Below are 26,344 nucleotides of genomic sequence, written 5' to 3'. Positions count from 1 at the left end.
GCCAGCCCGCCGGCGCCGATCGCGGGTGGCCATGTCTCGCGACAATCCATGCCTTTCGCGATGATGCATACACAAGGGTTCCTCCACGGGACTCACCACGCCTGGCGCCGTACCGGTCCCGAGATCCACGAGGTCACCGCATGATGCCGAGCCGATCGAGCAGTCATGGCTGACGCGGCCTCACGCGCGGAGCAGCGGGTCGCGGGCGTGCGGGATCATCCGGCCGGCCGGTACGCGCTGGCCCAGACGTTCTACCGGCTCGCCACCGGACCCCGTCACCGGTACGGCCATGCCGAGCTGAGTTTCATGCGCTGGTCACTCGGGCGCGGCGTGCTCGCGCCGGAGACGGCCGACCCGCCGGGCAGTCCCTGGTGGCGCGCCGTCAACGAACGGCTCCTGCGGGACAAGACCGAGGCCCATCTGCTGTCCACCGGAGCCACCGGCACAGCCGGCGCCCGCAGCGTCGAGTACTGGGTGGACTTCATCCGCAGGCCCGGGCCAGGCCGCTGGTACCGCGCGCACAACGCCAGCATCGTCGCCGGCTATCTGCAGCACGAGGATCTGGCCGCCGCCGAGCTGCAGGTGGAGCGATTCATGATGAACGTCGCGCTGCTCCGCGTCCTGTTCACCCACGCGATGCTGGTGAGGCCACGACTCGCGCTCGGCCGGCTGGCCGCACTCGGCCCGCTGATGGCGGACCCCCGCCACCGGGCCGTCAAGATGTACCTCGACCTGGGCCGGTCCTTCCCTCCTGAGTACCCGGTGTCCGCGTCCGTCGAGGAGACCGTCCTCGACGAGCATCCCCTCGCCCGCATGCTCGACTACGGCGTGATCGCCCCACGTCTGCCCGAGATCTACGAGTTCTCCGCCGAGGCCCTGGAGCAGCCGCGGCTCGGTGCCCTGCTGGACGACGGTGTGCCGTCCTACGCCTGGCCGCACGCGGACCGGCCGATCTGGTACGTCGGCAACACGGGCCCCCACCTGCGCGCCATCGCCCGCGCCACCGGCGTACGCCTGCTCTGGGAGCCGTCGCCCTATGCCCCCGCCCGACGCGGACCGCACCGCACGGCACAGCGCACGGCACACCGCACGGCACGCCGCACCCCGCGCCGGTGACGACACAGGTCAGCGGGGCATGGTGTTCAGCTGCTCGGAGAGTGTGGCGATGCTCTGGAAGGTCGCTCCGAGCAAGGAGACGTGCTTCCAGTGCAGTGTCCCGTCCGGCGCGACGAGGAAGATCGCGCGCCGTAGTCCGATGCCCGGAGCCGCGATCCCGAACGACCGTGCCACCGCCCGGTCCGTGTCGGCAAGCAGCGGCATGCGGAGACCGTGTTTGCGGGCGAAGGCCTCGTGGCTGTCGACGCCCTGCGGGCTGATGCCCCAGACGAGGGCACCCAGATCGGCGAAGGCTTCCAGGCCGCTGGAGTAGGAGCACAGTTGCTTCGTGCACACGCTGGTGTCGTCACCGGGGTAGAAGGCCAGGACCACAGGCTTCCCCCGCTGCTCGCGCAGGTCGAACTCGGCCCGTTCGAAGGACTCCCCCACCAGGACTCCGCCCTTGAGGACGAAATCACCTACCGCCTCGCCCACCGCAGGTCCGGTTCCCATGGCCCACTCCCGTCGCGCTTTCGATGGTTTGCCGCACCTTGGTGTACACCACCGCTCCTTCCTCCCCCGAGGCCGCCCCCCACCAGTGGCTTCCCTCGGCACCGTTCGTTCTCCGGCCCACGCACGGCGACGTCGTCGGTCACGTCGTCGGTCACGTCGCCCGTGACGTCGTCCGCCACGTGACCCGTCACATGGCACCCGTCACATGGCCGTCACGGCGTGGCGGGCCGCACCGGATACGGGACGAAGGTGCTGCTGTTCTGGTCGATCCGCAGCGGCCGGCCGAGCGGTGGTGCGGCGCGCTGGGGGCAGTCGAGGCGCTCGCAGACGCGGCAGCCCATGCCGATGGGGGTGGCGACCGAGCCGCTGTCGAGGTCGAGCCCGTCGGAGTAGACGAGGCGGTGGGCGTGGCGGATCTCGCAGCCGAGGCCGATGGCGTAGGTCTTGCCGGGTTCGCCCCAGCCGCCCCGGTGGCGGGTGACGGCGCGGGCGGTCCACAAGTAGCGTCCGCCGTCCGGCATTTCGGCGATCTGGACGTGGATGCGGCCGGGTGCGGCGAATGCCTCGTAGATGTTCCACAGGGGGCAGGTGCCGCCGGCCCGGGAGAAATGGAAGCCGGTCGCGGACTGGCGCTTGGACATGTTCCCGGCGCGGTCGACGCGGACGAAGCTGAAGGGCACTCCGCGCAGCCGGGGCCGCTGGAGGGTGCTGAGGCGGTGGCAGACGGTTTCGTAGCCGAGGCCGTAGCGGTCGGTGAGACGTTCGATGTCGTAGCGCACCTCTTCGGCCGTGGCGTGGAAGCTGCGGTACGGGAGGATCAGCGCGGCGGCGAAGTAGTTGGCGATGCCGATGCGGGCCAGGGCGTGGGTGGACGTGCCGGCGGGGAAGTCCTCGGCCGCCCGGCGGTCCAGTTCGTCGCCGTGTTCGAGGAGGGCGAGCTGGGTGGCCATCCGGAAGGCGCGTTGTCCGGGGCGGAGCCGGGCGGACAGGTGCAGTGTGCGGGTCGCCTCGTCGTAGTGGTGGAGGCGGTCGCCGCTTTCGGCGGTGAGGCGGACGCCGTGGGCGTCGGTGAGCCGTGAGGTGAGGGCGCGTACGACGTCGCCGGGGTGGATGCCGATCTCCTCGGCCAGGCGTTCGGCCGCGAGATCGGTGTCGTGGAGGTAGTTCTGGCGGCGGTAGAAGAACTCCCGGATCTCCTCGTGGGGTGAGCGGGGGCCCTCCTGCGCGGTGTCGCGGCCGTCGGCGGCTCCGGCGAGCCGCTCCGACAGGAGCTGGTTGCGGCGGCCCAGGTCCAGCAGGACCCGGGCGACGGCGGGCATCCGTGATGCGAGTTCGGCGATGTCGGCCGGTGACACCCGGGATTCGGCGATCTCGCCGGTCAGTGCCTCGCGGAGATCGGCGACCAGCCGGGTCGTGTCGCGTTCGGAGAAGAAGCCCGGGTCGATGCCGAAGCTCTCGGTGAGCCGGAGGAGCACGGGCACGGTGAGGGGGCGGGAGTCGTGCTCCATCTGGTTCAGATAGCTCGCCGAGATGCCCAGGACGCGGGCCAGCTCCGCCTGGCTCATCCGGCGCTCTTCGCGCAGCCGCCGCAGCCGCGCACCCGCGTAGGTCTTGCTCACCGCGCGCTCCTCCGTCGTCGGGGCTCCGTCGTCGTCGGAGGCTCCTCCACGGGGCGCTCCGTGGCCGGGGCTCCTCCGTGGTGGTCGTCAGCGTACGGGAGAAGGCACCCGTCTCACCCTTCGCAAAGTTGGCAAATGCGGGGAGGAAGATTCGCAGAAGTTGGCAAGCGTCCACGGTTGATGGCACTCAGTGCCAGTGCCAGAGTTCAAGCACGGCCCGCCGGACCTTCGGCAGCCGGCGCACCAACCGGGCGCGATTCATGCCCTGACGTCGGAGATCCCGGCAGGGGCGCCACGCTGACCGGCAGCATTGCTCAGCTCCGCCCAGCGATGGTCCGGCGGGTTCAGTACACGATCGAGACACACAGTGCCATCCCGTTGCGCGCACCTTGCGTACGAGTACGGAGATTGGCAGTCAACACACCGAGGGACGGAGAAGGCCATGGCAGAAGCGACGACGAAGGCGGCCGAGGAACTCGCGCGGCGCTGGGCCACGGACCCGCGCTGGAAGGGGATCGAGCGCACCTACACCGCTGAGGACGTGGTCCGGCTGTCCGGCAGCGTCCGTGAGGAGCACACCCTGGCCCGGCGCGGCGCCGAGCGCCTGTGGCGGCAGCTGCACGAGCAGGACTACATCCACGCGCTCGGCGCGCTGACCGGCGGCCAGGCCGTCCAGCAGGTCAAGGCCGGACTGCAGGCCATCTACCTGTCCGGCTGGCAGGTCGCGGCCGACGCCAACCAGGCCGGCCACACCTACCCCGACCAGAGCCTGTACCCCGTCAACTCCGTGCCGCAGGTGGTACGCCGGATCAACAACGCGCTGCTGCGGGCCGACCAGATCGCCACCGCCGAGGGCGGCTCCGACACGACCGACTGGCTGGCGCCGATCGTCGCCGACGCCGAGGCCGGCTTCGGCGGCCCGCTGAACGCCTTCGAGCTGACCAAGGCGATGATCGCGGCGGGAGCGGCCGGCATCCACTACGAGGACCAGCTGGCGTCCGAGAAGAAGTGCGGCCACCTCGGCGGCAAGGTCCTGGTGCCGACCTCGCAGCACATCCGCACCCTGAACGCGGCCCGGCTCGCCGCCGACATCGCCGACACGCCGACCGTGATCGTCGCCCGTACCGACGCGCTGGCCGCGAACCTGCTCACCAGCGACGTCGACGAGCGCGACGCCGAGTTCGTGACCGGCGAGCGCACCGCGGAGGGCTTCTACCGGGTGCGCAACGGCATGGCTCCGGTGATCGCCCGCGGTCTCGCGTACGCGCCGTACGCCGACCTGATCTGGGTCGAGACCGGTACCCCGGACCTGGCCCAGGCCCGGGAGTTCGCCGAGGCGATCCACGCCGAGCACCCGGACCAGATGCTCGCCTACAACTGCTCGCCGTCCTTCAACTGGAAGGCCGCCCTGGACGACGACCAGATCGCCAAGTTCCAGCGGGAACTCGGGGCGATGGGCTACCGGTTCCAGTTCATCACCCTGGCCGGCTTCCACTCCCTCAACCACGGCATGTTCGACCTGGCCCGCGGCTACGCCGAGCAGGGCATGACCGCCTACGTCGACCTCCAGGAGAAGGAGTTCGCCGCGCAGGCCCAGGGCTTCACCGCGGTGAAGCACCAGCGCGAGGTCGGCACCGGCTACTTCGACCTGGTCTCCACCGCCGTCAACCCCGCCTCCTCCACCACGGCCCTCGCCGGCTCCACGGAGGAAGAGCAGTTCCACTAGGCAGCCGGGCCGGACACCCTCCCCGTCCGGCCGGCCGCTCGGCCGAGTGGAGGGGGACGAACCGTCTCCGTCCCCCTCCGCTCCCTTTCCTCAGGAGAGCCCGATGTCCACCATCACCGCACCCACCCAGCAGGTCCGTGTCCTCGCGGCTCCGGGCCACCGTCATGACGAGATCCTCACCCCCGCCGCTCTCGACTTCGTCGGCCGGCTCGCCGAGGCGTTCGAGCCGCGTCGCCGGGATCTGATGAGGGAACGCCGCCGGCAGGCACTGCGACTCGCCTCGGGCTCGCCTCTCGACTTCCCCGTGGTCACTTCCGCCGTCCGGGCCGACCCCGTCTGGCGGGTGGCGCCGCCCGCACCCGGTCTGACGGACCGGCGTGTGGAGATCACCGGGCCGCCGGAACGGCGGATGGCCGTCAACGCGCTCAACTCGGGCGCCAAGGTGTGGATGGCCGACTTCGAGGACGCCACCGCACCCCTGTGGGACAACGTCATCGGCGGCCAGCTCACCCTGCTCGACGCGATCGAGCGACGCATCGACTTCACCACGGCCGAGGGCAAGGAGTACCGGCTCGGCAACCGGCTCGCCACCATCATGGTCCGGCCGCGCGGCTGGCACCTCGACGAGGAACACCTGGAGTTCGACGGCCGGCCGGTGCCCGCCGCGCTCGTCGACTTCGGCCTGTACTTCTTCCACTGCGCGCAGCGGCAGATCGACGCCGGGTACGGCCCGTACTTCTACCTGCCCAAGCTGGAGAACCGCTACGAGGCCCGGCTGTGGAACGACGTCTTTCTCCTCGCCCAGGACCTGCTCGGCATCCCGCGCGGCACGATCCGCGCCACCGTCCTCATCGAGACGATCACCGCCGCGTTCGAGATGGAGGAGATCCTCTACGAACTGCGCGAACACAGCGCCGGGCTGAACGCCGGCCGCTGGGACTACCTCTTCAGCCTGATCAAGACGTTCGGCCACCGCACCGACTTCCTCCTCCCCGACCGCGCCCGGGTCACCATGACGGCCCCGTTCATGCGCGCCTACACCGAGCTGCTGGTCCGCACCTGCCACCGGCGCGGCGCGCACGCCATCGGCGGCATGGCCGCACAGGTCCCCGGCAAGGACCCGGACGCGAACGAGGCCGCGCTGGCCAAGGTGCGCCTCGACAAGGAGCGGGAGGCGGAGGACGGCTTCGACGGCTCATGGGTCGCCCACCCCGCCCTCGTCCCCACCTGCCGCGAGGTGTTCGACGGCGTCCTCAGCGACCGGCCCCACCAGATGGACCGCACCCGCGACGACGTGGAGGTGACTGCGGCCGACCTGCTGTCCGTGCGACGGATCAGCGGCCCGCCCACCGCGGACGGGGTGCGCACCAACATCGCCGTCGCCCTTCGGTACTACGCCGCCTGGCTGCGCGGTCAGGGCGCCGTCGCCATCAGCGGGCTGATGGAGGACGCCGCCACCGCTGAGATCGCCCGCGTGCAGATCTGGCAGTGGCTGCGCCACCGGGTCATCGACCGCGAGACGGTGACGGAGTTGCTCGACGACGAGATCACGGCGCTCGGCGCCGAGTACCCCTGGGCGCCCGTCGACGACATTCGCGCCCTCTTCGAACGGACCGCGATGACGGGCGAGTTGCCGCTGTTCTTCACCCCGGACGCCTACACCCGCCACCTCGTGCGCAGGCCGGAGGTGCAGGCGTGAACGCGGGCATCACGCGCGTCGGTGTCGTCGGCGGCGGGCAGATGGGGGCGGGGATCGCCGAGGTCTGCGCGAGGGCCGGGCTGGACACCGTGGTCTGCGAGGTGGACGCGGTCGCTGCCCGCGCCGCGAGGGACCGGATCGCCGCCTCCCTGGACCGCGCTGTCCGGCGCGGGAAGCTGGAGCGTGCGGCGGCGCAGGACGCCCTGGCCCGCACGGTCTTCACCGGCAGCCTGGACGATCTGGCCGACCGGCAGCTCGTCGTCGAGGCGGTCGTGGAGAACCCCGACGCCAAGACCGAGGTCTTCGTCGCACTCGACAAGATCGTGGAGGATCCGGCGGCGGTGCTGGCGACCAACACCTCCTCCCTTCCGGTCATGCGGCTGGGCATGGCGACGCATCGCGCCGACCGGGTGGTGGGACTGCACTTCTTCAATCCGGTGCCCGTGCTGCCGCTGGTGGAGGTCGTGACGTCCCTGCATACGTCGGCCGAGACGGTCGCCACGGTCGAGGAGTTCGCGACCTGTGCCCTCGGCAAGACCGTGATCCGCTCCCAGGACCGGGCCGGCTTCGTCGTCAACGCCCTGCTCGTCCCGTACCTGCTGTCCGCGATCCGCATGACGGAGTCGGGCTTCGCCTCCGCCTGCGACGTGGACGCCGGGATGGAGCTGGGCTGCGCCCATCCCATGGGACCACTGAAGCTGGCGGACCTGATCGGCCTGGACACGGTGGCCTCGATCGCGGAGTCGCTGTACGAGGAGTTCAAGGAGCCTCTGTACGCCCCTCCCCCACTGCTGCAGCGGATGGTGGAGGCGGGACTCCTCGGTCGCAAGTCCGGCCGCGGATTCCATACGTACGACCAGGGTTGAGCTGCGGGCACCGGGGCCGGGAGGGCCCTGGTGCGCCGGACTCGGCACCTTGGCCGGGCGCGGGTTGAGGGGCCGGCGTCCGGTAGCGGGGCGGGAAGCGCACGGAGGGCGCTTCCCGCCCCGGCGTGTTCCTCGCCTCACGTGCCTCGCCTCACGTGCCTCGCCTCACACGCCCCTCCTCGTCGTCCGCGTCGTCCGCGTCGTGCCTTTTCCCTTCGTCCGAATGACGGACACGGTGCCCTGCGGTGAGGTGCCGCCCCGTAGGCTGGCCGGTGCAGCTGGTTCGCCCCGTCCGCCAGGCGGGATGCGTCGTAAGAGGGAACCCGGTGGGAATCCGGGACTGCCCCGCAGCGGTGAGCGGGAACGACCGCCGTCATACGCACTGGGCCCGGTAAGGGGCTGGGAAGCGACGGCCAGTAGGTGTCCTCCGGCGAGGAGGACGTGCCCGCGAGTCCGAAGACCTGCCAACTGCCCGCGTGCGGACCGTTCCGTGCGTGGACATCCCGGTGACCTCGAGGGCGGGTCGGCGAACACACCAGACGGAACGACCGTGCTTTTGCCGCGCGGGGTCGTGGCCGTCCGGGTCCGTCACCCTTCGCGCTCTCGTCCCGTTCCCGGGATCTCAGGGATTCATCTCGCGAAGGAGATCTCCGTGACAACGAAGTCCGCAGCCGCGGCAGCACGGGCCACCGTGTACGGCTACCCCCGCCAGGGACACGACCGGGAGCTGAAGAAGGCCATCGAGGGCTACTGGAAGGGCCGCGTCAGCGCCGACGCCCTCCGGTCGGCCGCCGCCGAACTCCGGCGGAGCAACCGGCAGCAGCTCGCCGCCGCCGGCATCCACGAGGTGCCCACCGGCGACTTCTCGTACTACGACCACGTTCTCGACACCAGCGTGATGGTCGGCGCCGTCCCCGCCCGGCACCGCGACGCCGTCGCGGCCGACGCCCTGGACGGTTACTTCGCCATGGCCCGCGGCACCCAGGACGTGGCGCCGCTGGAGATGACCAAGTGGTTCGACACCAACTACCACTACCTGGTCCCCGAGCTGGGCCCCGACACCGTCTTCACGGCCGACTCCACGAAGCAGGTCGACGAGTTCAAGGAAGCTCTCGCCCAGGGCCTCACCGCCCGGCCCGTCCTCGTCGGCCCGGTCACCTACCTCCTGCTGGCCAAGCCCGCCCCCGGCGTCGCCGCGGACTTCGACCCGCTCACACTGCTCGACCGGCTGCTCCCCGTGTACGCCGAGGTGATCGCCGACCTGCGCGCGGCCGGCGCCGAGTGGGTGCAGCTCGACGAGCCCGCCCTCGTCCAGGACCGCTCCCCCGCCGAACTGAACGCCGCCGCCCGCGCCTACCGCGACCTCGGGGCGCTCACGGACCGGCCGAAGCTGCTGGTCGCCTCCTACTTCGACCGGCTCGGCGACGCCCTCCCCGTCCTCGCCAAGGCGCCCGTCGAGGGACTCGCGCTGGACTTCACCGAGGCGGCAGCCGCCAACCTCGACGACCTCGCCGCGGTCGGCGGGCTGCCCGGCAAGCGCCTGGTCGCGGGCGTCGTCAACGGACGCAACATCTGGGTGAACGACCTGAGCAGGTCGCTGGCGACACTCGGCACCCTGCTGGGGCTGGCCGACCGGGTCGACGTCTCCGCTTCCTGCTCGCTGCTGCACGTGCCGCTGGACGCCGCCGCGGAGCACGACATCGACCCGCAGATCCTGCGCTGGCTCGCCTTCGCCCGGCAGAAGACGGCGGAGACCGTCACCCTCGCCAAGGGCCTCGCCCAGGGCACGGACGCCATCGCGGGCGAACTCGCCGCGAACCGGGCCGACCTGGCCTCCCGCGCCGCGTCACCCATCACCCACGACCCGGCCGTGCGCTCCCGCGCCGCCGCCGTCACCGGTGCCGACGCCCGCCGCTCCCAGCCGTACGCCGAACGTGCCGCCGCCCAGCGCGCCCACCTCGGCCTGCCGCTGCTGCCGACCACGACCATCGGGTCGTTCCCGCAGACCACCGAACTGCGTACCGCACGCGCCGACCTGCGTGCCGGCCGCATCGACACCGCCGGGTACGAAGAGCGCATCAAGGCGGAGATCCAGGAGGTCATCTCCTTCCAGGAGAAGACCGGCATCGACGTCCTGGTGCACGGCGAGCCCGAGCGCAACGACATGGTGCAGTACTTCGCCGAGCAGCTCACCGGCTACCTCGCCACCCAACACGGCTGGGTCCAGTCCTACGGCACCCGTTACGTCCGCCCGCCGATCCTGGCCGGCGACATCTCGCGTCCCGAGCCGATGACGGTGCGCTGGACGGCGTACGCGCAGTCCCTCACGGCCCTTCCGGTCAAGGGCATGCTCACCGGGCCGGTCACCATGCTCGCCTGGTCCTTCGTCCGCGACGACCAGCCGCTCGGCGACACCGCACGGCAGGTCGCCCTCGCCCTGCGCGACGAGGTCGGCGACCTGGAGGCGGCGGGCACCTCCGTCATCCAGGTCGACGAACCCGCCCTGCGCGAGACACTGCCCCTGCGGGCGGCCGGCCGCGCCGCCTACCTCGACTGGGCGACCGAGGCGTTCCGGCTCACCACCGGCGGGGTACGTCCGGACACCCAGATCCACACCCACATGTGCTACGCCGAGTTCGGCGACATCGTCCAGGCCATCGACGACCTCGACGCCGACGTCATCAGCCTGGAGGCCGCCCGCTCCCACATGCAGGTCGCCCGGGAACTGGCCGCCCACGGCTACCCGCGCGAAGCCGGCCCCGGCGTGTACGACATCCACTCGCCCCGGGTTCCGGGCGCCGAGGAGGCCGCGGCGCTGCTGCGCACCGGGCTGGAGGCCATCCCGGCCGAACGGCTGTGGGTCAACCCCGACTGCGGGCTGAAGACCCGTGGCTGGCCCGAGACCCGCGCGTCGCTGGAGAACCTGGTCACGGCCGCCCGCACCGTGCGCCTGGAGATCGCCGGGTCCTGACCCGCCGACGGTCGTGCGTGGTGCTCGTGAGAGCGGCCCGTCGGCCGGTCCGCCCGTTCGGGGGCCCGCCTGCCCGCGTGAACCGTCACGTGGGCGGGCGGCCCCGATGATGCCGTCGTCACCGTCCTCGCCGCCCCGGCGTACGCACGTGCTTCCTCGCCGTCCTCGCGACCTGCGCCTCGGCCGGGGCCGGGCATAGGGTCTGGCGCATGCGCATCGTCTCGCTGCTCCCCGCCGCCACGGACATCGTCGCCGAGCTCGGGCTCGCGGGAGACCTCGTGGGGCGGACCCATGAATGCGACTGGCCGCCGGAAGCCGTCGCGTCCGTGCCGGTGGTCACGTCCGCGGGGTTCTCGGCGGACACGATGAGCAGCCGCGAGATCTCCGAAGCGGTGGGCGGCGCGCGGCACTCGGGTTCCTCGCTCTACGCGCTCGACACCGACAGGCTGGCCTCCCTGGCACCCGATGTGATCCTCACCCAGGATCTGTGCGACGTGTGCGCCGTCTCGTACACGGGGGTGTCCCGGGCCGTACGGGTCCTGGACGCGGACGCACGCGTACTCAGCCTGGAACCGAAGACCCTGGACGACGTGCTCGACTGTCTGCTGCGTGTCGGGGCGTTGCTCGGCGTGGAGGAGGTCGCACGGCGGCGCCACGCGGAACTCACCGCCCGCCTGGCGGCGGTTCGCGAACGCACGGCGGGACTGCCGCGGCCCCGGGTGGTGGCCATCGAGTGGCTGGCCCCGCTCTGGCCCGCCGGGCACTGGGTCCCCGAGCAGATCGCCTGCGCCGGAGGGCAGCCGCTCCTCGCCGCGCCGGGTGAACACACCAAGCCGATGACGTGGGAGGCGGTCGTGGCGGCCCGGCCCGATGTCCTGCTCGTCCTGCCGTGCGGCTTCAGCCCGGACCGTACGTTCCAGGAGCGGGAGTTGCTGACGCGGCTGCCCGGCTGGGAGGAGCTGCCGGCGGTGCGGCGCGGCGCGGTCTGGGTCCTCGACGGGCCGGCCCACTTCAACCGTCCGGGACCGCGCGTGGTGCGGGGCGCGGAGGTCCTGGCCCATGTCCTGCACGGCGAGCAGGCGGGCGCCGCGGTCACACCCGGCGAGGCACGGCGGCTGGCCGAGGCCTGACCCGTTCGCCTTCCGGGCGCTTGCGGTTCGGGACAGGGAGGCGACGGACCCACGGACCCACGGACGCACGGACGCACGGACGCACGGACGCACGGACGATCCATGGCGCAAACTCTGGCCGGTTTTCGTCTTGTGTCTGAATCTCCACCCCCTGTCGTGGATCGTCATAAGGTTAGGCTAACCTTCGCTCCGTGAATGTCGGTGAAGAGACGTCCGCGGCCCAGAGTCCCCGCGGTCATGAACTGTCCGCCACGGGGGTCACCGTGGCGTACGACAGTGTCGATGTCGTGCACGACGCGTCGTTGACACTGCGGCCCGGGGAAGTGACCGTCCTGGTGGGTCCGAACGGCAGCGGGAAGTCGACGCTGCTGCGCACGATCGCGCGCCTGCAGCGGCCCAGGACCGCCACGCTCGTCATCGACGCCGACACCGACGGCCTCACCCTGAGCCCCCGTGAGTTCTCACGACGCGTCGCCCTGCTGACGCAGGGACGGCCCACCCCCGGCGGGCTGACCGTACGGGACGTCGTGGAGTTCGGCCGCTACCCGTACCGGGGCCGCTGGGGCAGGGCGGACCCGGGTGGCCGGGCCGCGGTGGACCGCGCGCTCGCCATGACCGGCGTCGCGGACCTCGCCGAGCGGGGCGCCGAGCATCTCTCCGGAGGCCAGCTCCAGCGCGTATGGCTCGCCGGCTGCCTCGCCCAGGAAACCGGCGTCCTGCTCCTCGACGAGCCGACGACCTACCTCGACCTGCGCTACCAGATCGAACTCCTCGACCTCGTCCGCGACCTGGCGGACGAGGTCGGCATCGCCGTCGGCGCCGTCCTGCACGACCTCGACCAGGCCGCGGCCGTCGCCGACAGGATCGTGCTGCTCCACGAGGGCCGGATCATCGCCGACGGCCTCCCCGAGGACGTACTCGAGGCCGAGCGGCTGACCGACACGTACGGCATCCGCATCGAAGTCGACACCGATCCCCTCACGGGCCGGCTGCGCACCCGCGCGATCGGCCGACACCACACGCGAAGCGAAAGGCTCAGCACCACCTCATGAGACGCCTCCTCCTCACCGCCACCGCCACCGCCGCGGCACTCTCCCTGACCGCCTGCGGGACCACCGAGCCCGCCGCCGACGACGCCAAGAAGACCGCCGAGGCCATCACCCTCACCGACGCCTCCGGCGCGAAGGTGAAGCTCGACGGGCCCGCCAAGAAGGTCATCGGCACCGAGTGGAACGTCGTCGAGAACCTGATATCCCTGGGCGTCGACCCCGTCGGTGTCGCCGACGTCAAGGGCTACACGACCTGGGACACCGCGGTCCCGCTGAAGAACGAGCCCAAGGACATCGGCACCCGCGGCGAGCCGAGCATGGACACCATCGCGTCCCTGAAGCCGGACCTCATCGTCGCCACCAGCGACCTGCCGCCGGCCGCCGTGAAGCAGCTGCGCAAGGTCGCCCCGGTCCTGGAGGTGCGGGCCGCCGACGCCGCCGACCCGATCGGGCAGATGACCAAGAACCTCGACCTGATCGCGCAGGCCACCGGCACCACGGAGCAGGCCGGCAAGCTCAAGAAGGACTTCGAGGCGAAGCTCGCCGAGGGCAGCAAGGCCCTCGCCGACGCCGGTCTCACCAACACGAAGTACGCCTTCGCCGACGGTTACGTCGTCTCCAACCAGGTCTCGATCAGGCCGTACACGAGCGGCTCGCTCATCGGCGCCGTCAACGAGAAGATCGGTCTGAAGAACGCCTGGACCGTCAAGGGCGACCCGAGCTACGGACTCGCCGCCACGGACGTCGAGGGCCTCACCAAGCTCGGCGACGTGCAGTTCGCCTACATCGGCAGCGACGGCGACAAGGCCAGCACGCCGTTCGCCGGTGTCCTGGCCAAGGACAAGGTGTGGACGTCGCTGCCGTTCGTGAAGAAGGACAACGTCCACCGGCTGCCCGACGGCATCTGGATGTTCGGCGGACCCGAGTCGATGAACAAGTACGTCGACTCCGTCGTCGCCGCGCTGACGAAGTAACACCCATGGCCGTCACCGCTTCCACCCCCGCCACCCGTCCGTCGGCGGTCACGTCCCGGACGGGCGCGGCCGCGGTGACGGCCGCACTGGTCCTCCTCGTCACGGTCCTCGCGGTCCTCGACATCACCCAGGGCACGGCCGCCGTCGGCGCGCCCGAGGTCTGGAAGGCACTCACCGGACGCGCCGACCCTGAGGACGCCTCCGTCGTCATCGCCTCCAGGCTGCCGAGGATGACCGCCGGGCTGCTCGTCGGGGCCGTGCTCGGCATGGCGGGCGCCGCCCTGCAGGCGGTGAGCCGCAACGTGCTTGCCTCGCCCGACACCCTCGCGGTGAACGCCGGTTCCTACCTGGCCCTCGGGCTGGTCGCGGTCAGCGGTGTCTCGCTGCCGCTGTTCGCCTCCTCCGGCGTCGCGTTCGCCGGCGGCCTCGCGGCGGCGGCCGTCGTGCTCGGACTGTCGGGCCCGGGCACGGGCACCGTACGGCTCGTGCTGGCCGGCAGTGCCCTCGCACTCGGCCTCACCGCCGTCACCGAGAGCCTGCTTCTGCTGTTCCCCCGGCAGACCGAGGGCCTCTACCGGTGGAACCAGGGCAGCATCTCCCAGAACGGCTTCGACGGCGTGCTGCAGATGGCGCCGATCGCCCTCGCCGGCCTCGTCGGTCTGCTGCTCGTCGCCCGCCGGATCGACGCGCTGGCCCTCGGCGACGACGCGGCCCGCGGCCTCGGCGTCCCCGTCCGGGCCACCCGCGTCACGGCGGTCGTGCTCGCGGCGCTCCTCTCCGCGGCGGCCGTCACGCTCGCCGGACCGATCGGCTTCGTCGGCCTGTGCGCCCCCGCCCTGGTCCGCCCGCTCAGCCTCAGGTTCCGCGCGTACTCCCGGTCGCGTACGGCCGTTCCGGCCGCGGGCCTGGCCGGTGCGGTGCTCGTGCTCGGCTCGGACGTACTCCTGCGCGCCCTCGTACCCGCCGACGTGGCGGTCGCCGTGCCGACAGGTGTCGCCACCAGCCTCGTCGGTGCCGTGTTCCTGGTCGTGATGGCCACCCGCGTCCGGAACACCTCGGGCGCCGACGCCTCCGACCGGCTGCGCATCAGGAGCCGGGCCGTCTTCCTCACCACGACCGCCGTTCTGGTGGCGGTGCTCGTCGGCGTGACGCTCGCCGCCGTGCTGCTGGGCGACAGCAAGCTGCTGCTGGGCGACGTGGTGAACTGGGCCCAGGGCAGGGCGGGTCGTACCGTCCAGTTCGTCCTCGACACCCGGGTGCCCCGGGTCCTCGCGGCGCTCCTCGCGGGCGCGGCACTCGCCCTGGCCGGAACGCTCGTCCAGGCCGTGACCCGCAATCCGCTCGCGGAACCAGGTGTCCTGGGTGTCTCCGGCGGGGCCGCGCTCGGCGCCGTGCTCCTCGTGACGACGGTGCCCGTGGCCGGGTCGTGGAACGTGGCCGGTGCGGCGTTCGCCGGCGCCGCGGTCAGTTCGGTACTCGTCTTCGGACTCGCCGCGCGAGGCGGATACCAGCAGAACCGGCTCGTCCTCGTCGGGTTCGGCGTCGCCACCGCGACGGCGGCGCTGATCAGCCTGCTGATCGTCCTCACCGACCCGTTCAACGCGACGAAGGCCCTCACCTGGCTGTCGGGCTCCACCTACGGGCGGACCCTGCCCGACGTGGCCCCTCTCGCGGCGGTGCTCGCCGTGAGCCTGTTCCTCGCGGTCCTCCGGCGCACCGAGCTCGACCTCGTGTCACTGGACGAGGACACCCCGAGGCTCCTCGGGCTGGATCCGGCACGGGGGCGTCTCGGCTTCCTCGTGCTCAGCGTCCTGCTCAGCGCCACCGCCGTGGCGGCCGCCGGGACGATCGGCTTCGTGGGGCTCGTGGCACCGCACGCGGCCCGGGCCCTGGTGGGCCGTCAGCACACCCGGGTGGTCCCGGTCGCGGTGCTCCTCGGCGCCCTGCTCGTCTGCACCGCGGACCTGATCGGCCGGACCGTCATCGCGCCGGCCCAGCTCGGCGCCGGCGTGATGACCGCGGTGATCGGCACGCCGTACTTCCTCCATCTGCTCGTACGCAGCCGCCGGTAGGTGACCTGCGAACGTCCCGGTCGCGCGTCGGCTTCGGGCCGCGGCGCGGATCAGCCGCCGGCCGCGGCTGCGTTGATCTCCCGGGTGCCGAGGTGGGGCCGGGGTGCGCCGGCCGCGGTGACGGCGATCATCGCGCGTCCCAGGGTCTCGGTGGTCGTGACCTGGTCCGGCGCGAGCCTCCTGAGAAGCGGGTACAGGGGTGCGGCCACCGTGTAGAGGGCGCGGTACAGGCGGGTCCTCGACCTGACGCCGTGCATCGGCTGGATGTACCCCGGGCGGAACAGATAGGTGGCCATGGGGAGTTCGAGCAGGTGGTTCTCGGTCGTGCCCTTGACCCGGGCCCACATGCTGCGGCCCTGTTCGGTGCTGTCCGTGCCCTGCCCGGACACGTACACGAACCTGAGGCCGGGGTTGCGGCCGGACAGGGCGCGGGCCACCGTCAGGGTCAGGTCGTAGGTGATGCGGCGGTAGGCCTCCTCGGTCATGCCCGCGGAGGAGACACCGAGGCAGAAGAAGCAGGCGTCGTACCCGGACAGTTCCTTCACGACGTCCGTGCGGGTCATCAGCTCCGTCAGGTCCGGAGCGACGATCTGCCGCAGTTTCGGGTGCTCGACGCCGAGCTCCGTACGCCCGATCGCGAGCACGTCGCTCACCCGCTCGTCGCGCAGACACTCGCGCAGAGCGCCTTGGCCGACCATGCCGGTCGCACCGAGCAGAATCACCTTCATCGGTTCGTGGCCCTTTCGTTTCGCTTCGGTGGTGCCGGCCGGTCAGACCGGGTGGACGACGCCGGTCAGTTGCTCGGAGACGGACCAGAGCCGGCGCTGGTCCTCGGCGTTGTGGGACTTCCTGCTCGACGTGACGACCTCGGGGTTGCCGCGCATGCCGCCGATGCCGTCCGGCCCGTAGAACTGCGCGCCGCTCGCCCGCGGATCGGTCGCGGCCCGAAGCGTCGGGAGCGCGCCGGCCTGGGCGTCCTGGGCGAAGAGGGGGACGATGACCCTGTCGAACAGCACCCGCACCGGCGGGCTGGAGTTGCGTGCCAGTTCGGTGCCCGCGCCGCCGGGGTGGGCCGCCAGGGAGATGGTGGCGTGCTTGCCGGCCAGGCGGCGCTGGAGCTCGTAGGCGAACAGCAGATTGGCCAGCTTGGACTGTCCGTACGCGCCGGTCCTGCTGTAGCCGCGTTCCGACTGGAGGTCGTCGAAGTCGATCGAGGCACGCAGCCGGTGGGCCCCGCTGCTGACGGTGACGACGCGCGAGCCGGGGACGGTCAGCATGTGGTCGAGCAGCAGGCCGGTGAGCGCGAAGTGGCCGAGGTGATTGGTGCCCAGCTGCAGTTCGAACCCGTCCGCGGTGGTGGACTTCGGCGTCCACATCACACCGGCGTTGTTGATCAGCAGGTCGATGCGGTCGTGGCGGGCACGCAGCTCGGCGGCGGCGGTGCGGATCGAGTCGAGCGAACTCAGGTCGAGCCGCTGGACGGTGACCGCGGCCCGCGGGGTCCTGGCGGCGATCCGGGCGGCGGCCTCGCGGCCCTTGCCCGTGTCGCGCACCGCGAGGACCACATGCGCGCCGCGCTCGGCGAGCGCCGCGGCGGTCTCGAAGCCGAGGCCGGTGTTGGCTCCCGTGATCACCGCGGTGCGACCGCCCTGATCGGGAATGTCGGAGGTGTTCCACTTGTTCTTCGCCATGGCCACAATGTAGCCATCGCCAACAATGATGTCAACGCCAACATCGGGCCGGTTCCGTCCGGGTGCGACGGTGTGGCGCCGAGACCGCACCCCGGGGTGCGCGGATGGAGCGAGTGGGGCGCCGGCAGCGTCCGTCCCGGCCCCGCCGGCCCGGTCAGGCGGGGCGCCGGTCCGGTCGGTCGAGGACGCGTCCGAGGAAGTCGCGGATGTACTCGGCGATGGGTTCGAGGTGGCTCTCCAGGGCGAAGTGCCCGGACTCCAGGAGGTGGATCTCGGCGTCCGGCAGGTCCTGGCCGAACGCCTCCGCGCCCGCGGGGCCGAAGATCTCGTCGTTGGCGCCCCAGACCGCCAGCAGGGGGACCCGGGAGTCCCGGAAGTACTGGTGCACCCGCGGGTAGAGGTCCACGTTGGTCGGGTAGTCGCGGAAGAGCCTGAGCTGGATCTCGTCATTGCCCGGCCGGTCCAGCAGCGCCTGGTCGTGAACCCAGTTGTCGGGGCTGACCAGGGTGTGGTCGGCGACTCCGTTCACGTACTGCCAGCGGGTGACCTCGGCGGTCAGGGCGGCGCGCATCGGGGCTTCGGTCTCGGGCCCGGGCGCCTGCGTGTAGGCGAAGACGCCGTCCCAGAACGGCTTGACGAAGCCCTCGGTGTAGGCGTTGCCGTTCTGGGTGATGATCGCGGTGACGCGGTCGGGGTCCTGCAGCGCGAGCCGCCAGCCGATGGGGGCGCCGTAGTCGTGCACGTACATCGCGAACCGGTCGACGCCCAGCTGCCGGAGCAGTCCCAAGGTGACCTGGGTGAGCGCGTCGAAGGTGTACGGGAAGTCCTGGAGGCCGGGCATCGCCGACTGACCGAACCCGATGTGGTCGGGTGCGATGACGTGGTACCGGTCGGCGAGAGCCGGGATCAGCCGGCGGAACATGTGCGAACTGGTCGGGAACCCGTGGAGCAGCACCACGACGGGTGCCTGGGGGTCGCCGGCCTCCCGGTAGAAGACCTCCAGGCCGTCGACGACGGCGGTGCAGTGATGGACTGCGGAAGGCATTTCCATAACCCTTCTCATGAGTTTCAGTGGTTATAGATCCAGTGAAGCCCGGTCGGTGTAACCTGTCAAGGCGATCTAACCGGTTAGAACTGACCGTGGGCCGAGGGGCCGCCGCCCCACCCCGTCCGGAACCGGCCGCCCCGCTCAAGCCTCCGCCCCCAGACGGCCGTCGGCCACCGCGGCAGCCGCGGTCGCGGCCCCGCGAATCCCGCGTCACGTAACCTGTCGAGCGAGTCGATACGGTGAGGAGGGTGTCATCGTGACCGAGCGTGAGCAGCAGGACGCGCTTGTGGATCTCCTCAACACGACACCGGTGGTCCGCGGCACCGTCCAGGACCTGCTGGGGGATCCGGAAGCGGCGAGGGCCTGGCAGCAGGAGCACGGCGGCAGCGGCACCGCGGAGGAGCGCAGGCACCTCCTGCAGGTGCGCGACGCGCTGCAGGACGTGGTGCGCGGAAGCCGGCCGGCCCAGTCACTGGCCCCGTTCCTCACCGGCGTCACCTCCCGCCCCCAGGTCTCCGCGGCGGGGGTGTCCTGGCGGCTGGTGGCCCCCGAGGAGCGCCGGGCGGCGGTGGAGGCGGTGCTGGCCTGGGGCGCACTGCAGGAGAGCGCACCCGGGCGGCTGCGACCGTGCGGCAACCCCGAGTGCCGGCTCTTCCTCCTCGACCGGAGCAAGGCCAACAAGGCCCGCTGGTGCTCCATGGCCGTGTGCGGCAACAGGATGAAGGCCAGGCGCCACTACCAGCGCACCCGCGACGGCGCGAGCGCGTAGCCGCCGGACGTACGCCGGGATTCTCCCGGTATGCCGGGCAGGAGGGCCGCGCACTAGTATCGGGCGCAGCGCGGATCACAGCGCCATGAGGGGCTTTTCCGGCCGGTCATCCACGCAGGAGAACCACAATGGCGACGCTGCTGTCTCTCAACGCAGGAATGCCGAAGGACGTCCCCTGGCAAGGGAGGACCGTCCACACCGGCGCGTGGAAGACACCCGTGAGCGGCCCCCGGATGGTGCGGCGGCTGAACATCGACGGCGACGGCCAGGGAGACCTGGCCGGGCACGGGGGCGAGATGCGCGCCGTGCTCGTCTACCAGCTGCAGTCCTACCGGCACTGGCGACAGCACCTCGGCCGCGACGATCTGACCTTCGGGATCTTCGGCGAGAACTTCACCGTCGACGGTCTGCCCGACGACGAGGTGTGCATCGGTGACCGCTACCTCATCGGCGAAGCCGAGTTCGAGGTCACCCAGCCTCGCGTCACCTGCTACCGCGTGGGTATGCGCCTGGGCGAGCCCGCCATGGCATCCCTTCTGGTGTCCCACCACCGCCCCGGCTTCTATCTGCGCGTCATCACCGAGGGACACGTACAGGCCGGCGACGAGATCACCCTCGTCCGCAGGGGCCCGGAACAGCTCAGCGTCGCCGACGTCGACGCACTGCTCTACCTCCCGCACCGCGACCCGGCCACGCTGCGCAGAGCGCTGAACATCCCCGCGCTGAGCCCCGGTTGGCAGGAGTCCTTCCGTGAACTGGCGGACGCCGGGCGGCCCGGCGGGGGACCGGGGTGGCCGGGCTTCAGGACGTTGCGCGTCGCGCGCATCGTCCCCGAGACCCCCACCGTCACGTCGTTCCACCTCGCGACCACCGACGGCACACCGCTTCCCGAAGCGCGTGCCGGCCAGTACCTGTCCATCCGCCTGCGCACCGCGGACGGCGCCCCCGCGGTGCGCAGTTACTCCCTGTCCGGCGCACCCGGGGCCGGCAGCTATCGCATCAGCGTCAAGCGCGAGCCCCACGGGCAGGTCAGCGGCTACCTCCACATGCGCCTGCGCCAAGGGGATCTCGTGGACATCGCAAGCCCCCGCGGAACCTTCGTGCTCGAAGAGGGGACCGGCCCCGTCGTTCTGATCTCCGCGGGGATCGGCGCCACTCCCGTGCTGGCGATGCTCCACCGGCTCGCCGCCACAGGAGACCCACGCCCGGTGTGGTGGATCCACACAGCCCACGACCGAGCCCATCACGCCTTCGCCGCCGAGGCCCACGCGCTCCTGGAGCAACTCCCCGACGCCCATGAGCACACCCGCTACACCGCGGGCGGTGAACCCGCCCCGCACTCCGGCGGCCTCCACGCCGGGCGGGGCCGCCTGACCGCCCGGTCGCCGGCGGAGCTGGGCATTCCCGCCGACGCCGACGCCTATCTGTGCGGGCCTCGCGCGTTCATGGAGGACCTCGGCGGCCATCTGCGCGATCACGGCCTCCGGCCCGAGCGGATCCACACGGAACTGTTCGGCGCTCCGTCCGCCGTCAATCCCGGCGTCGCGCCGACCGCCGGGGTCCGGCCGCACCAGCCACCCGGCCCTGCGGGGACCGGTCCACTGGTCACCTTCGCCCGCAGCGGCATCGCCACCCGCTGGCCACCGGCCCGTGCCACGCTCCTGGACCTGGCGGAGGCCTGCGACATCCCCACGCGCTGGTCGTGCCGTACGGGCGTGTGTCACACCTGCGTGACCTCGATCGTCACCGGTGACACCACCTACACCACCGAGCCGCTGGAAGCCCCTGAGGCCGGCTCCGTTCTGATCTGCTGCAGCCGGCCGGCCACCGACGTCGTCCTCGACCTGTAGCCGGGCCCGACCGGTCCCCCGTACGCCGGCGCGAGAGCGTGGGCGTGCGCACCCACGCTGTCCCGAGGCGCCCTTGAGCCGTCCCTGAGGCGGCCCTGAGCCGCCCCTGAGATGTCCCTGGTCCGCCCCCGAGATGGTCCGGATCGGTTTGACAGGCGTTCCTGACAGCTGTCAGCTTCTACTGACAGGTACCGAAGAAGGGGGCGTGATGACCGGAGTACCGGCCCCGCACCCGACCGGGGACGAGCTGCTGAGGATTCTCGCGGCGCTCGGCAATCCGCACCGGCTGCGGATCGTCGCGGCGCTGGCCGAGGGCGGACGCGACTACGTCAGCAGACTGGCCCGCGAGCTGGGCATCGGCCGACCGCTGCTGCACATGCACCTGCAGCGGCTGGAGGCCGCCGGGCTCGTCACGGGGTCGCTCGAGGTGTCGGAGGACGGCAAGGCCATGAAGTACTTCGAGGTCACCGCGTTCGCCCTCACCCTGACCCCGGGCGTTGTCGTGGAAGCGGCCCGGACGATCACCGACGAGGAGAAGGCAACCGTGAAGGAGACAGGGCGATGAGCGGAGACTGGGCGGGAGTGGTCGGCGCCGGTGGTGTCTTCCTCTTCCTGATCGTGGTCGCGTGGCAGATCGCCGCGACCTGGCGGGCCAGGATGCTCGCGGCCCGCGAGGAGCAGTACAAGCAACTCGCCGCGAAGTACGCCGCGTTGCTGGAGGACAACGTCGAGCTGCACCGGCGCACGCTGGAGGAGCTGACGCAGGCCCGCATCTCGATCGTGTCGATGGAGAAGATGATGCGCTCCATCGAGTAGCCCCGCACCGGCACCGGCACTGGCACTGGCACCACGAGCACGGTCGCGCACCGCACACCGCATGGCGCACACCGTGCACACCGTACGTACGGCCGGGAGGGCCAACTCCCGGCCGTACTCATGGAGAACAGATCCCGGCAGCACCACCCCGTGACTCCGCGGCAGGCAGGTCGGCAAACCGTCACGCCGCGGTGCGGGTTCCGTGCGCCACGAACTCCACTCCCAGGAGAGTACTCATGAAAGCGCTGCTCACGCGCGTGGCCGTCGCCCCCGGCGGCCACCGTGGCAAATGGCTCGTCCTTCTCGCATGGCTCGTCCTCGCCGTCGCCCTCGGCCCGCTCGCGGGCAAGGTGGGCGAGGTCGAGGACACCGGCGCCAACGCATTCCTGCCGCGCGGCGCCGAGTCCGCGCAGGTCAACACGGAGCTGGAGAAGTTCCGTACCGACACGGTGATGCCCGCCGTGGTCGTCTACACCGGCGAGGGCGCGGACGCGAAGGCCGCCACGGACCGTGCCGCCTTCGCGGAGTTCGCGGCCAGGGGCGAGCGGATCCCGCCCGCCGTTCCGTCCCGGGACGGCAAGGCGCTGATGACCGTCGTGCCGCTGTCCACCGAGGACGCCGACATCACCGCCAGGATCGACGAACTCCGTGAGATCGCGGGCGCCAACGCACCGCCGGGTGTCGAGGTCGCCGTCGGCGGCCCCGCCGGGGCCCTCACCGACCAGGTCGCGGTCTTCGCCACCCTCGACTCGACCCTGATGATCGCCACCGCACTCGTGGTGGCCGTCCTGCTGCTGATCACGTACCGCAGCCCGGTCCTCTGGCTGTTCCCCCTGCTCTCGGTCGGTCTCGCCGCGGTCCTCACCCAGGCGGGCACCTATCTGCTCGCGCAGTACGCCGAACTGCCCGTCAATCCGCAGAGTTCGGGCATCCTGATGGTGCTCGTCTTCGGTGTCGGCACGGACTACGCGCTGCTGCTGATCGCCCGCTACCGCGAAGAACTGCACCGCCACAAGGACCGGCACGAGGCGATGCGGCTCGCCCTGCGCCGCTCGGGACCGGCGGTCCTGGCCTCCGCCGGCACCATCGCCGCCGGACTGGTCTGTCTCTCCCTCGCCGATCTCGACTCCTCGCGCTCCATCGGTCTGGTCGGCGCGGTCGGCGTACTGTGCGGCTTCCTCGCGATGGTCACCGTTCTGCCGGCGCTGCTCGTGATCGCCGGCCGCTGGGTGTTCTGGCCGTTCGTGCCGGCGTACGGCACACCGGCCCGCAAGGCCCGCACGGTCTGGTCCCGTATCGGAGCGGCCGTCGCCCGCCGTCCCCGCTGGTCCTGGATGATGTCCGTCGCCGTCACCGGCGTCCTCGCGCTCAGCGCCGGCGGGATCGGCATGGGCCTGCAGCAGTCCGAACTGTTCCAGGACAAGCCCGAGTCGGTCCTCGCCCAGGAACGGATCTCCGCGCACTACCCGTCGGGCGCCTCCGACCCCGCGAGGATCGTCACGCGCGCGGCCGCCGTCCAGGAGGTGCGGGCCGCGGCCTCCGGGGTCGACGGCGTCGCCCGTGTCGAGGACGGCGAGCGCACCCCCGACGGCGAACTCGCCACCCTGTCCGTGGTGCTGAAGGACGTCCCCGACAGTGAGGCCGCGAAGGGCACCGTCGACGACCTGCGCGCGGCCGTGCACGGGGTCGACGGCGGTGACGCGCTCGTCGGCGGCACCACGGCGCAGACCCTCGACACCCAGCGCGCGAGCGACCGCGACCTGAGGACGGTCATCCCGGTCGTGCTCGCCGTCGTCCTGCTCGTCCTGGTCTGGCTCCTGCGCGCCCTGATCGGTCCGCTGCTGCTGCTCGGCACCGTCGTACTGTCCTTCTTCGCGGCACTCGGCGCCTCGAACCTCCTCTTCGAGCACGTACTCGGCCATGCGGGAGTCGACTGGTCGATCCCGCTGCTGGGCTTCGTGTTCCTCGTCGCGCTGGGAATCGACTACAACATCTTCCTCATGCACCGGGTACGGGAGGAGACCGGCCGTCTCGGCCACAGTCGTGGCGTACTGGAGGGCCTGACCAGCACCGGAGGCGTCATCACCTCGGCCGGTGTCGTCCTGGCTGCCACCTTCGCGGTCTTCGCCGGGCTGCCGCTGGTCACCATGGCCCAGATGGGCGTCCTCGTCGGCATCGGCGTCCTGCTCGACACCTTCCTGGTCCGCACCGTCCTGGTCCCGGCCCTCGCGCTCGACCTCGGCCGCTGGTTCTGGTGGCCCGGCCGTCTCTTCCAGGACCCGGCCCGGGAGCCGGGCGCCACGCGGGCACGGCCGTCGCCGCCGGGTGACGCGGCTGCCACGCCGCACGGCACCGCTTCCACGCCGGACGGAACGGCCGTTCGGCCGTAGGGCCTCGGTGACCATCGGACCCCGCCCGGGCGCGCCCCCGGGCGGGGTCCGACGTGCCGCACCGGTCCGGTACCGGACCGGTGCCCAAGGCACTGAGCACGGACGTACCGGAGTTGCCGACGCAGGCGGTACGGAGCCTCAGTGCGCCGTCACCGAAGCGCCGGGAGCCGTGTCCCCGGTCGTCGCGGCCGCCGTGAAGGCCGCGGGCTCCAGGACCCGCTGCGCCAGATGGCCGAGGATCAGGCCGAGGGCGGTCCACAGCAGGGCCTGGACGCCCAGCGAGGCGAGCCGGAACTGCCACAGGACGTCGGCCGGGAAGTCGTGCGGGATCGGGTCGCCCGCCGGAAGGAAGGCCAGGGCGAGCCCCACCGCCGCCGTGAAGGCCGCACAACCGGCGACCGTGGCGTACCAGTTGCCCCAGCGTGGGGCGAGCTTCCTGCCCAGCAGTGCCGCCCCGACGGCGAGCAGCACCCCGAGGGCGATCATGAGGAAGTACAGGGCGGTGCGCTGGTTCAGGGTGTCGGGGTCGCCGACGGCGGGCGGGTTCGCCGGGTACTTCAGGAACGGCACCAGGGCCACCGTGACGAAGCCGCCCAGGGCGACGAGGGCGGCGGTGGCGCGGGACCGGAGGGCCCCGACGCGGCCCAGTGCGAAGCAGAGGGCCAGGGCGGTGATGCCGCCGAGCGCCGTTCCGTAGACCAGGACGGCGGTGGCGAGACCGGCGGTCGACTGGACGGCCCTGCTGACCAGTTCTTCCGCCGGCTCACCGCCGTGGCCGTGCGCGTGGGACGCCGATTCCTCGACGGCTATCGCGGCGTCGACCTGAGGTTCGCCGATCAGGTAGGCGAGGCCGAAGGCGAGCAGCCCGGCGAACACGCCCGCGATCATGCCCCGGACCAGGAGGGTCCGGACGGTTGCGGAGTTCATGAGTGTGTTCCGCTCCGTCTCAGTGGCAGGGGAAGCCGAGCAGATGGCGGCCGTCGTGCACCCACTCGTGGACGCTCTCGCCGGAGAAGACGGAGAAGGCGCCCTGTTCGGCGCCGACGAAGTACAGCAGGACGAGCATCAGCAGTCCGAAGAAGGCCGCCCAGGGGACGATGGCCCGGATCGGTAGCTTGGCCACGGCGGGCGGGGAAACAGGAACTGCGACGGGCGTGATGGCGGACTGGGCCATGCCGGTACCTCCTCGGGAACACGCGTCCCGCATCGTGTGGAGCATGCGACGACGGCCGCGGGTCTGACTCGCCCTGCGGTGCACCCGTGAAGGGTGGGAGCCGCCTGGCACACAGTGGCGCGACCGTGCCGGTTTCTCACCGGTCTTCCGTGAGCGCCGTCGTCCTTTCGGGGGAGAGGGTAGCGGCCCCCGGTTCCCGCGCCAATACCGCCTGTGAGCAGCGATCTTCATCACAGTGACGGTGCGGGGTGCCGTCGTAGGATCCGGGCGGGCACCCGGTGCGGTGCCGCTGCCGCACGGGGAGGTTTCCGGCCATGTCCATCCGGCTCACACTCTGGTGTGCCGCGGCGGGGCCCGCGGTGCGTGAGGCGCGGTTCGGGGACGGTCCGCTCGACGCGCGGGGCAGCGGCGAGGCGCGTACCGCCGCGGCGGCACTGCCCCCGTACTCCACGTGCTTCCGCGGTCCCTCGGTGCGGTGCGGACAGACCGCGCAGGCCCTCGGCCTGGCGGCCACGGCGGAAGAGCGCCTGCGCGACCTGGACTTCGGGACCTGGCAGGGCCTCACGCTCTCCGAGGTCGCCGCAGGCCACCCCGAGGCGCTCGCGGCATGGGCCACCGATCCAGGGACCGCACCGCACGGCGGCGAGTCGGTGCGGACGCTGTGCGGACGGGTCGGCGGATGGATGGACGCGCTCGGGGACGACGCGGGTCGTGTGCTCGCGGTCGTCGAACCGGCCGTGGTCCGCGCCGCGGCCGTGCACGCGCTGGCCGCACCCCTGACGGCGTTCTGGCGCGTCGACGTACCGCCGCTGTCCGCGCTGACCCTGACCGGCCGGTCGGGGCGCTGGAATCTGCGGCTCTCGGCGGCTGCCTCTTCCGGATGACGAGGCGA

22 protein-coding genes and 1 riboswitch are annotated in these 26,344 nt (G+C 71.7%); of the genes, 15 read left to right on the top strand and 7 right to left on the bottom strand.

Annotated features, from left to right (window positions below):
• The first annotated feature begins 165 nt into the window (after positions 1 to 165).
• Positions 166 to 1,116 (top strand): hypothetical protein, encoded by a 951-nt coding sequence (locus tag ACIQMR_RS34545; protein WP_401396001.1) that lies wholly within the window; start codon positions 166 to 168, stop codon positions 1,114 to 1,116.
• A gap of 9 nt (positions 1,117 to 1,125) precedes the next feature.
• On the opposite strand, the gene ACIQMR_RS34540 is transcribed toward ACIQMR_RS34545, so the two are convergent.
• Both ACIQMR_RS34540 and ACIQMR_RS34535 read right to left on the bottom strand, forming a co-directional pair.
• Positions 1,126 to 1,608, bottom strand: coding sequence for a peroxiredoxin (locus tag ACIQMR_RS34540; RefSeq protein WP_401395998.1), 483 nt, complete (start codon positions 1,606 to 1,608; stop codon positions 1,126 to 1,128).
• A gap of 212 nt (positions 1,609 to 1,820) precedes the next feature.
• Positions 1,821 to 3,227, bottom strand: coding sequence for a short-chain fatty acyl-CoA regulator family protein (locus ACIQMR_RS34535; protein WP_401395995.1), 1,407 nt, complete (start codon positions 3,225 to 3,227; stop codon positions 1,821 to 1,823).
• Positions 3,228 to 3,669: 442 nt separating this feature from the next.
• On the opposite strand from ACIQMR_RS34535, the gene aceA reads away from it, so the two are divergent.
• The 8 genes from aceA (at position 3,670) to ACIQMR_RS34495 (ending at position 15,714) form a co-directional block, all read left to right on the top strand.
• Entirely contained in the window at positions 3,670 to 4,953 is a 1,284-nt protein-coding gene (aceA, locus tag ACIQMR_RS34530; RefSeq protein WP_401395992.1) for an isocitrate lyase, read from the top strand.
• Positions 4,954 to 5,056: 103 nt separating this feature from the next.
• Positions 5,057 to 6,652, top strand: coding sequence for a malate synthase A (gene aceB, locus ACIQMR_RS34525; RefSeq protein ID WP_401395989.1), 1,596 nt, complete (start codon positions 5,057 to 5,059; stop codon positions 6,650 to 6,652).
• Positions 6,649 to 7,518, top strand: a complete 870-nt coding sequence (locus ACIQMR_RS34520; RefSeq protein ID WP_401395986.1) for a 3-hydroxybutyryl-CoA dehydrogenase — start codon at positions 6,649 to 6,651, stop codon at positions 7,516 to 7,518. The genes aceB and ACIQMR_RS34520 overlap by 4 nt, the downstream gene beginning before the upstream one ends.
• Before the next feature lie 262 nt (positions 7,519 to 7,780).
• A riboswitch (cobalamin riboswitch) is annotated at positions 7,781 to 8,002 on the top strand.
• A gap of 168 nt (positions 8,003 to 8,170) precedes the next feature.
• Positions 8,171 to 10,489 carry a 5-methyltetrahydropteroyltriglutamate--homocysteine S-methyltransferase gene (metE, locus tag ACIQMR_RS34515; protein ID WP_401395983.1) on the top strand — a complete coding sequence of 773 codons (2,319 nt, stop codon included), beginning with the start codon at positions 8,171 to 8,173 and terminating at the stop codon, positions 10,487 to 10,489.
• A gap of 209 nt (positions 10,490 to 10,698) precedes the next feature.
• Positions 10,699 to 11,619: a cobalamin-binding protein gene (locus tag ACIQMR_RS34510; protein WP_401395981.1), complete on the top strand. Its 921-nt coding sequence runs from the start codon at positions 10,699 to 10,701 to the stop codon at positions 11,617 to 11,619.
• A 191-nt stretch (positions 11,620 to 11,810) separates the two neighbouring features.
• Positions 11,811 to 12,671 (top strand): ABC transporter ATP-binding protein, encoded by an 861-nt coding sequence (locus tag ACIQMR_RS34505; protein WP_401395978.1) that lies wholly within the window; start codon positions 11,811 to 11,813, stop codon positions 12,669 to 12,671.
• Positions 12,668 to 13,642 (top strand): iron-siderophore ABC transporter substrate-binding protein, encoded by a 975-nt coding sequence (locus ACIQMR_RS34500; protein WP_401395975.1) that lies wholly within the window; start codon positions 12,668 to 12,670, stop codon positions 13,640 to 13,642. Before ACIQMR_RS34505 ends, ACIQMR_RS34500 begins: the two co-directional genes overlap by 4 nt.
• A 5-nt stretch (positions 13,643 to 13,647) precedes the next feature.
• A complete protein-coding gene (locus ACIQMR_RS34495; RefSeq protein ID WP_401395972.1) occupies positions 13,648 to 15,714 on the top strand; it encodes an iron ABC transporter permease in 2,067 nt (688 codons plus the stop codon).
• Between the two features lie 50 nt (positions 15,715 to 15,764).
• Here ACIQMR_RS34495 and ACIQMR_RS34490 read toward each other — a convergent pair whose 3' ends face one another.
• From ACIQMR_RS34490 to ACIQMR_RS34480, 3 genes are all read right to left on the bottom strand, one after another.
• Complete coding sequence (locus tag ACIQMR_RS34490) at positions 15,765 to 16,442, bottom strand: NAD-dependent epimerase/dehydratase family protein (RefSeq protein WP_401395969.1); 678 nt, start codon at positions 16,440 to 16,442, stop codon at positions 15,765 to 15,767.
• Positions 16,443 to 16,484: 42 nt separating this feature from the next.
• Positions 16,485 to 17,405: an SDR family NAD(P)-dependent oxidoreductase gene (locus ACIQMR_RS34485; protein WP_401395966.1), complete on the bottom strand. Its 921-nt coding sequence runs from the start codon at positions 17,403 to 17,405 to the stop codon at positions 16,485 to 16,487.
• 154 nt (positions 17,406 to 17,559) lie between these two features.
• Positions 17,560 to 18,450 carry an alpha/beta fold hydrolase gene (locus tag ACIQMR_RS34480; protein WP_401395963.1) on the bottom strand — a complete coding sequence of 297 codons (891 nt, stop codon included), beginning with the start codon at positions 18,448 to 18,450 and terminating at the stop codon, positions 17,560 to 17,562.
• Positions 18,451 to 18,709: 259 nt separating this feature from the next.
• On the opposite strand from ACIQMR_RS34480, the gene ACIQMR_RS34475 reads away from it, so the two are divergent.
• From ACIQMR_RS34475 to ACIQMR_RS34455, 5 genes are all read left to right on the top strand, one after another.
• A complete protein-coding gene (locus ACIQMR_RS34475; RefSeq protein ID WP_401395960.1) occupies positions 18,710 to 19,222 on the top strand; it encodes a CGNR zinc finger domain-containing protein in 513 nt (170 codons plus the stop codon).
• Positions 19,223 to 19,350: 128 nt separating this feature from the next.
• The gene (locus ACIQMR_RS34470; protein ID WP_401395957.1) at positions 19,351 to 21,072 is read left to right on the top strand and encodes an MOSC domain-containing protein; all 1,722 of its coding nucleotides are present in this window, start codon (positions 19,351 to 19,353) and stop codon (positions 21,070 to 21,072) included.
• A 208-nt stretch (positions 21,073 to 21,280) separates the two neighbouring features.
• Positions 21,281 to 21,637 carry an ArsR/SmtB family transcription factor gene (locus tag ACIQMR_RS34465; protein WP_401395954.1) on the top strand — a complete coding sequence of 119 codons (357 nt, stop codon included), beginning with the start codon at positions 21,281 to 21,283 and terminating at the stop codon, positions 21,635 to 21,637.
• Positions 21,634 to 21,888 carry a hypothetical protein gene (locus tag ACIQMR_RS34460; RefSeq protein ID WP_401395951.1) on the top strand — a complete coding sequence of 85 codons (255 nt, stop codon included), beginning with the start codon at positions 21,634 to 21,636 and terminating at the stop codon, positions 21,886 to 21,888. Before ACIQMR_RS34465 ends, ACIQMR_RS34460 begins: the two co-directional genes overlap by 4 nt.
• A gap of 236 nt (positions 21,889 to 22,124) precedes the next feature.
• On the top strand, positions 22,125 to 24,278 hold the full coding sequence (locus ACIQMR_RS34455) for an MMPL family transporter (RefSeq protein ID WP_401395948.1): 2,154 nt from the start codon (positions 22,125 to 22,127) through the stop codon (positions 24,276 to 24,278).
• Between the two features lie 138 nt (positions 24,279 to 24,416).
• Here ACIQMR_RS34455 and ACIQMR_RS34450 read toward each other — a convergent pair whose 3' ends face one another.
• Together ACIQMR_RS34450 and ACIQMR_RS34445 are read right to left on the bottom strand one after the other, a co-directional pair.
• A complete protein-coding gene (locus ACIQMR_RS34450; RefSeq protein ID WP_401395945.1) occupies positions 24,417 to 25,205 on the bottom strand; it encodes a CbtA family protein in 789 nt (262 codons plus the stop codon).
• Positions 25,206 to 25,224: 19 nt separating this feature from the next.
• The gene (locus ACIQMR_RS34445) at positions 25,225 to 25,452 is read right to left on the bottom strand and encodes a CbtB-domain containing protein (protein WP_266387249.1); all 228 of its coding nucleotides are present in this window, start codon (positions 25,450 to 25,452) and stop codon (positions 25,225 to 25,227) included.
• Positions 25,453 to 25,766: 314 nt separating this feature from the next.
• Here ACIQMR_RS34445 and ACIQMR_RS34440 point away from each other — a divergent pair, with 314 nt between their 5' ends.
• Entirely contained in the window at positions 25,767 to 26,336 is a 570-nt protein-coding gene (locus ACIQMR_RS34440) for a histidine phosphatase family protein (protein WP_401395942.1), read from the top strand.
• Positions 26,337 to 26,344 lie beyond the last annotated feature (8 nt).

Source organism: Streptomyces sp. NPDC091376 (assembly GCF_044757085.1).
Taxonomy (GTDB): domain Bacteria; phylum Actinomycetota; class Actinomycetes; order Streptomycetales; family Streptomycetaceae; genus Streptomyces; species Streptomyces pratisoli.
Note: the sequence above shows the minus strand (reverse complement) of the source record. Positions and strands in the feature narration are given on the sequence as shown.

Coding starts and splice junctions, on each gene's coding strand:
- ACIQMR_RS34510 (WP_401395981.1), top strand. CDS start 10,699: ATGCGCATCGTCTCGCTGCTCCCCGCCGCCACGGACATCGTCGCCGAG.
- ACIQMR_RS34545 (WP_401396001.1), top strand. CDS start 166: ATGGCTGACGCGGCCTCACGCGCGGAGCAGCGGGTCGCGGGCGTGCGG.
- aceB (WP_401395989.1), top strand. CDS start 5,057: ATGTCCACCATCACCGCACCCACCCAGCAGGTCCGTGTCCTCGCGGCT.
- ACIQMR_RS34470 (WP_401395957.1), top strand. CDS start 19,351: ATGGCGACGCTGCTGTCTCTCAACGCAGGAATGCCGAAGGACGTCCCC.
- ACIQMR_RS34455 (WP_401395948.1), top strand. CDS start 22,125: ATGAAAGCGCTGCTCACGCGCGTGGCCGTCGCCCCCGGCGGCCACCGT.
- ACIQMR_RS34450 (WP_401395945.1), bottom strand. CDS start 25,205: ATGAACTCCGCAACCGTCCGGACCCTCCTGGTCCGGGGCATGATCGCG.
- ACIQMR_RS34480 (WP_401395963.1), bottom strand. CDS start 18,450: ATGCCTTCCGCAGTCCATCACTGCACCGCCGTCGTCGACGGCCTGGAG.
- aceA (WP_401395992.1), top strand. CDS start 3,670: ATGGCAGAAGCGACGACGAAGGCGGCCGAGGAACTCGCGCGGCGCTGG.
- ACIQMR_RS34490 (WP_401395969.1), bottom strand. CDS start 16,442: ATGAAGGTGATTCTGCTCGGTGCGACCGGCATGGTCGGCCAAGGCGCT.
- ACIQMR_RS34440 (WP_401395942.1), top strand. CDS start 25,767: ATGTCCATCCGGCTCACACTCTGGTGTGCCGCGGCGGGGCCCGCGGTG.
- ACIQMR_RS34500 (WP_401395975.1), top strand. CDS start 12,668: ATGAGACGCCTCCTCCTCACCGCCACCGCCACCGCCGCGGCACTCTCC.
- ACIQMR_RS34495 (WP_401395972.1), top strand. CDS start 13,648: ATGGCCGTCACCGCTTCCACCCCCGCCACCCGTCCGTCGGCGGTCACG.
- ACIQMR_RS34485 (WP_401395966.1), bottom strand. CDS start 17,405: ATGGCGAAGAACAAGTGGAACACCTCCGACATTCCCGATCAGGGCGGT.
- ACIQMR_RS34445 (WP_266387249.1), bottom strand. CDS start 25,452: ATGGCCCAGTCCGCCATCACGCCCGTCGCAGTTCCTGTTTCCCCGCCC.
- ACIQMR_RS34540 (WP_401395998.1), bottom strand. CDS start 1,608: ATGGGAACCGGACCTGCGGTGGGCGAGGCGGTAGGTGATTTCGTCCTC.
- ACIQMR_RS34460 (WP_401395951.1), top strand. CDS start 21,634: ATGAGCGGAGACTGGGCGGGAGTGGTCGGCGCCGGTGGTGTCTTCCTC.
- ACIQMR_RS34465 (WP_401395954.1), top strand. CDS start 21,281: ATGACCGGAGTACCGGCCCCGCACCCGACCGGGGACGAGCTGCTGAGG.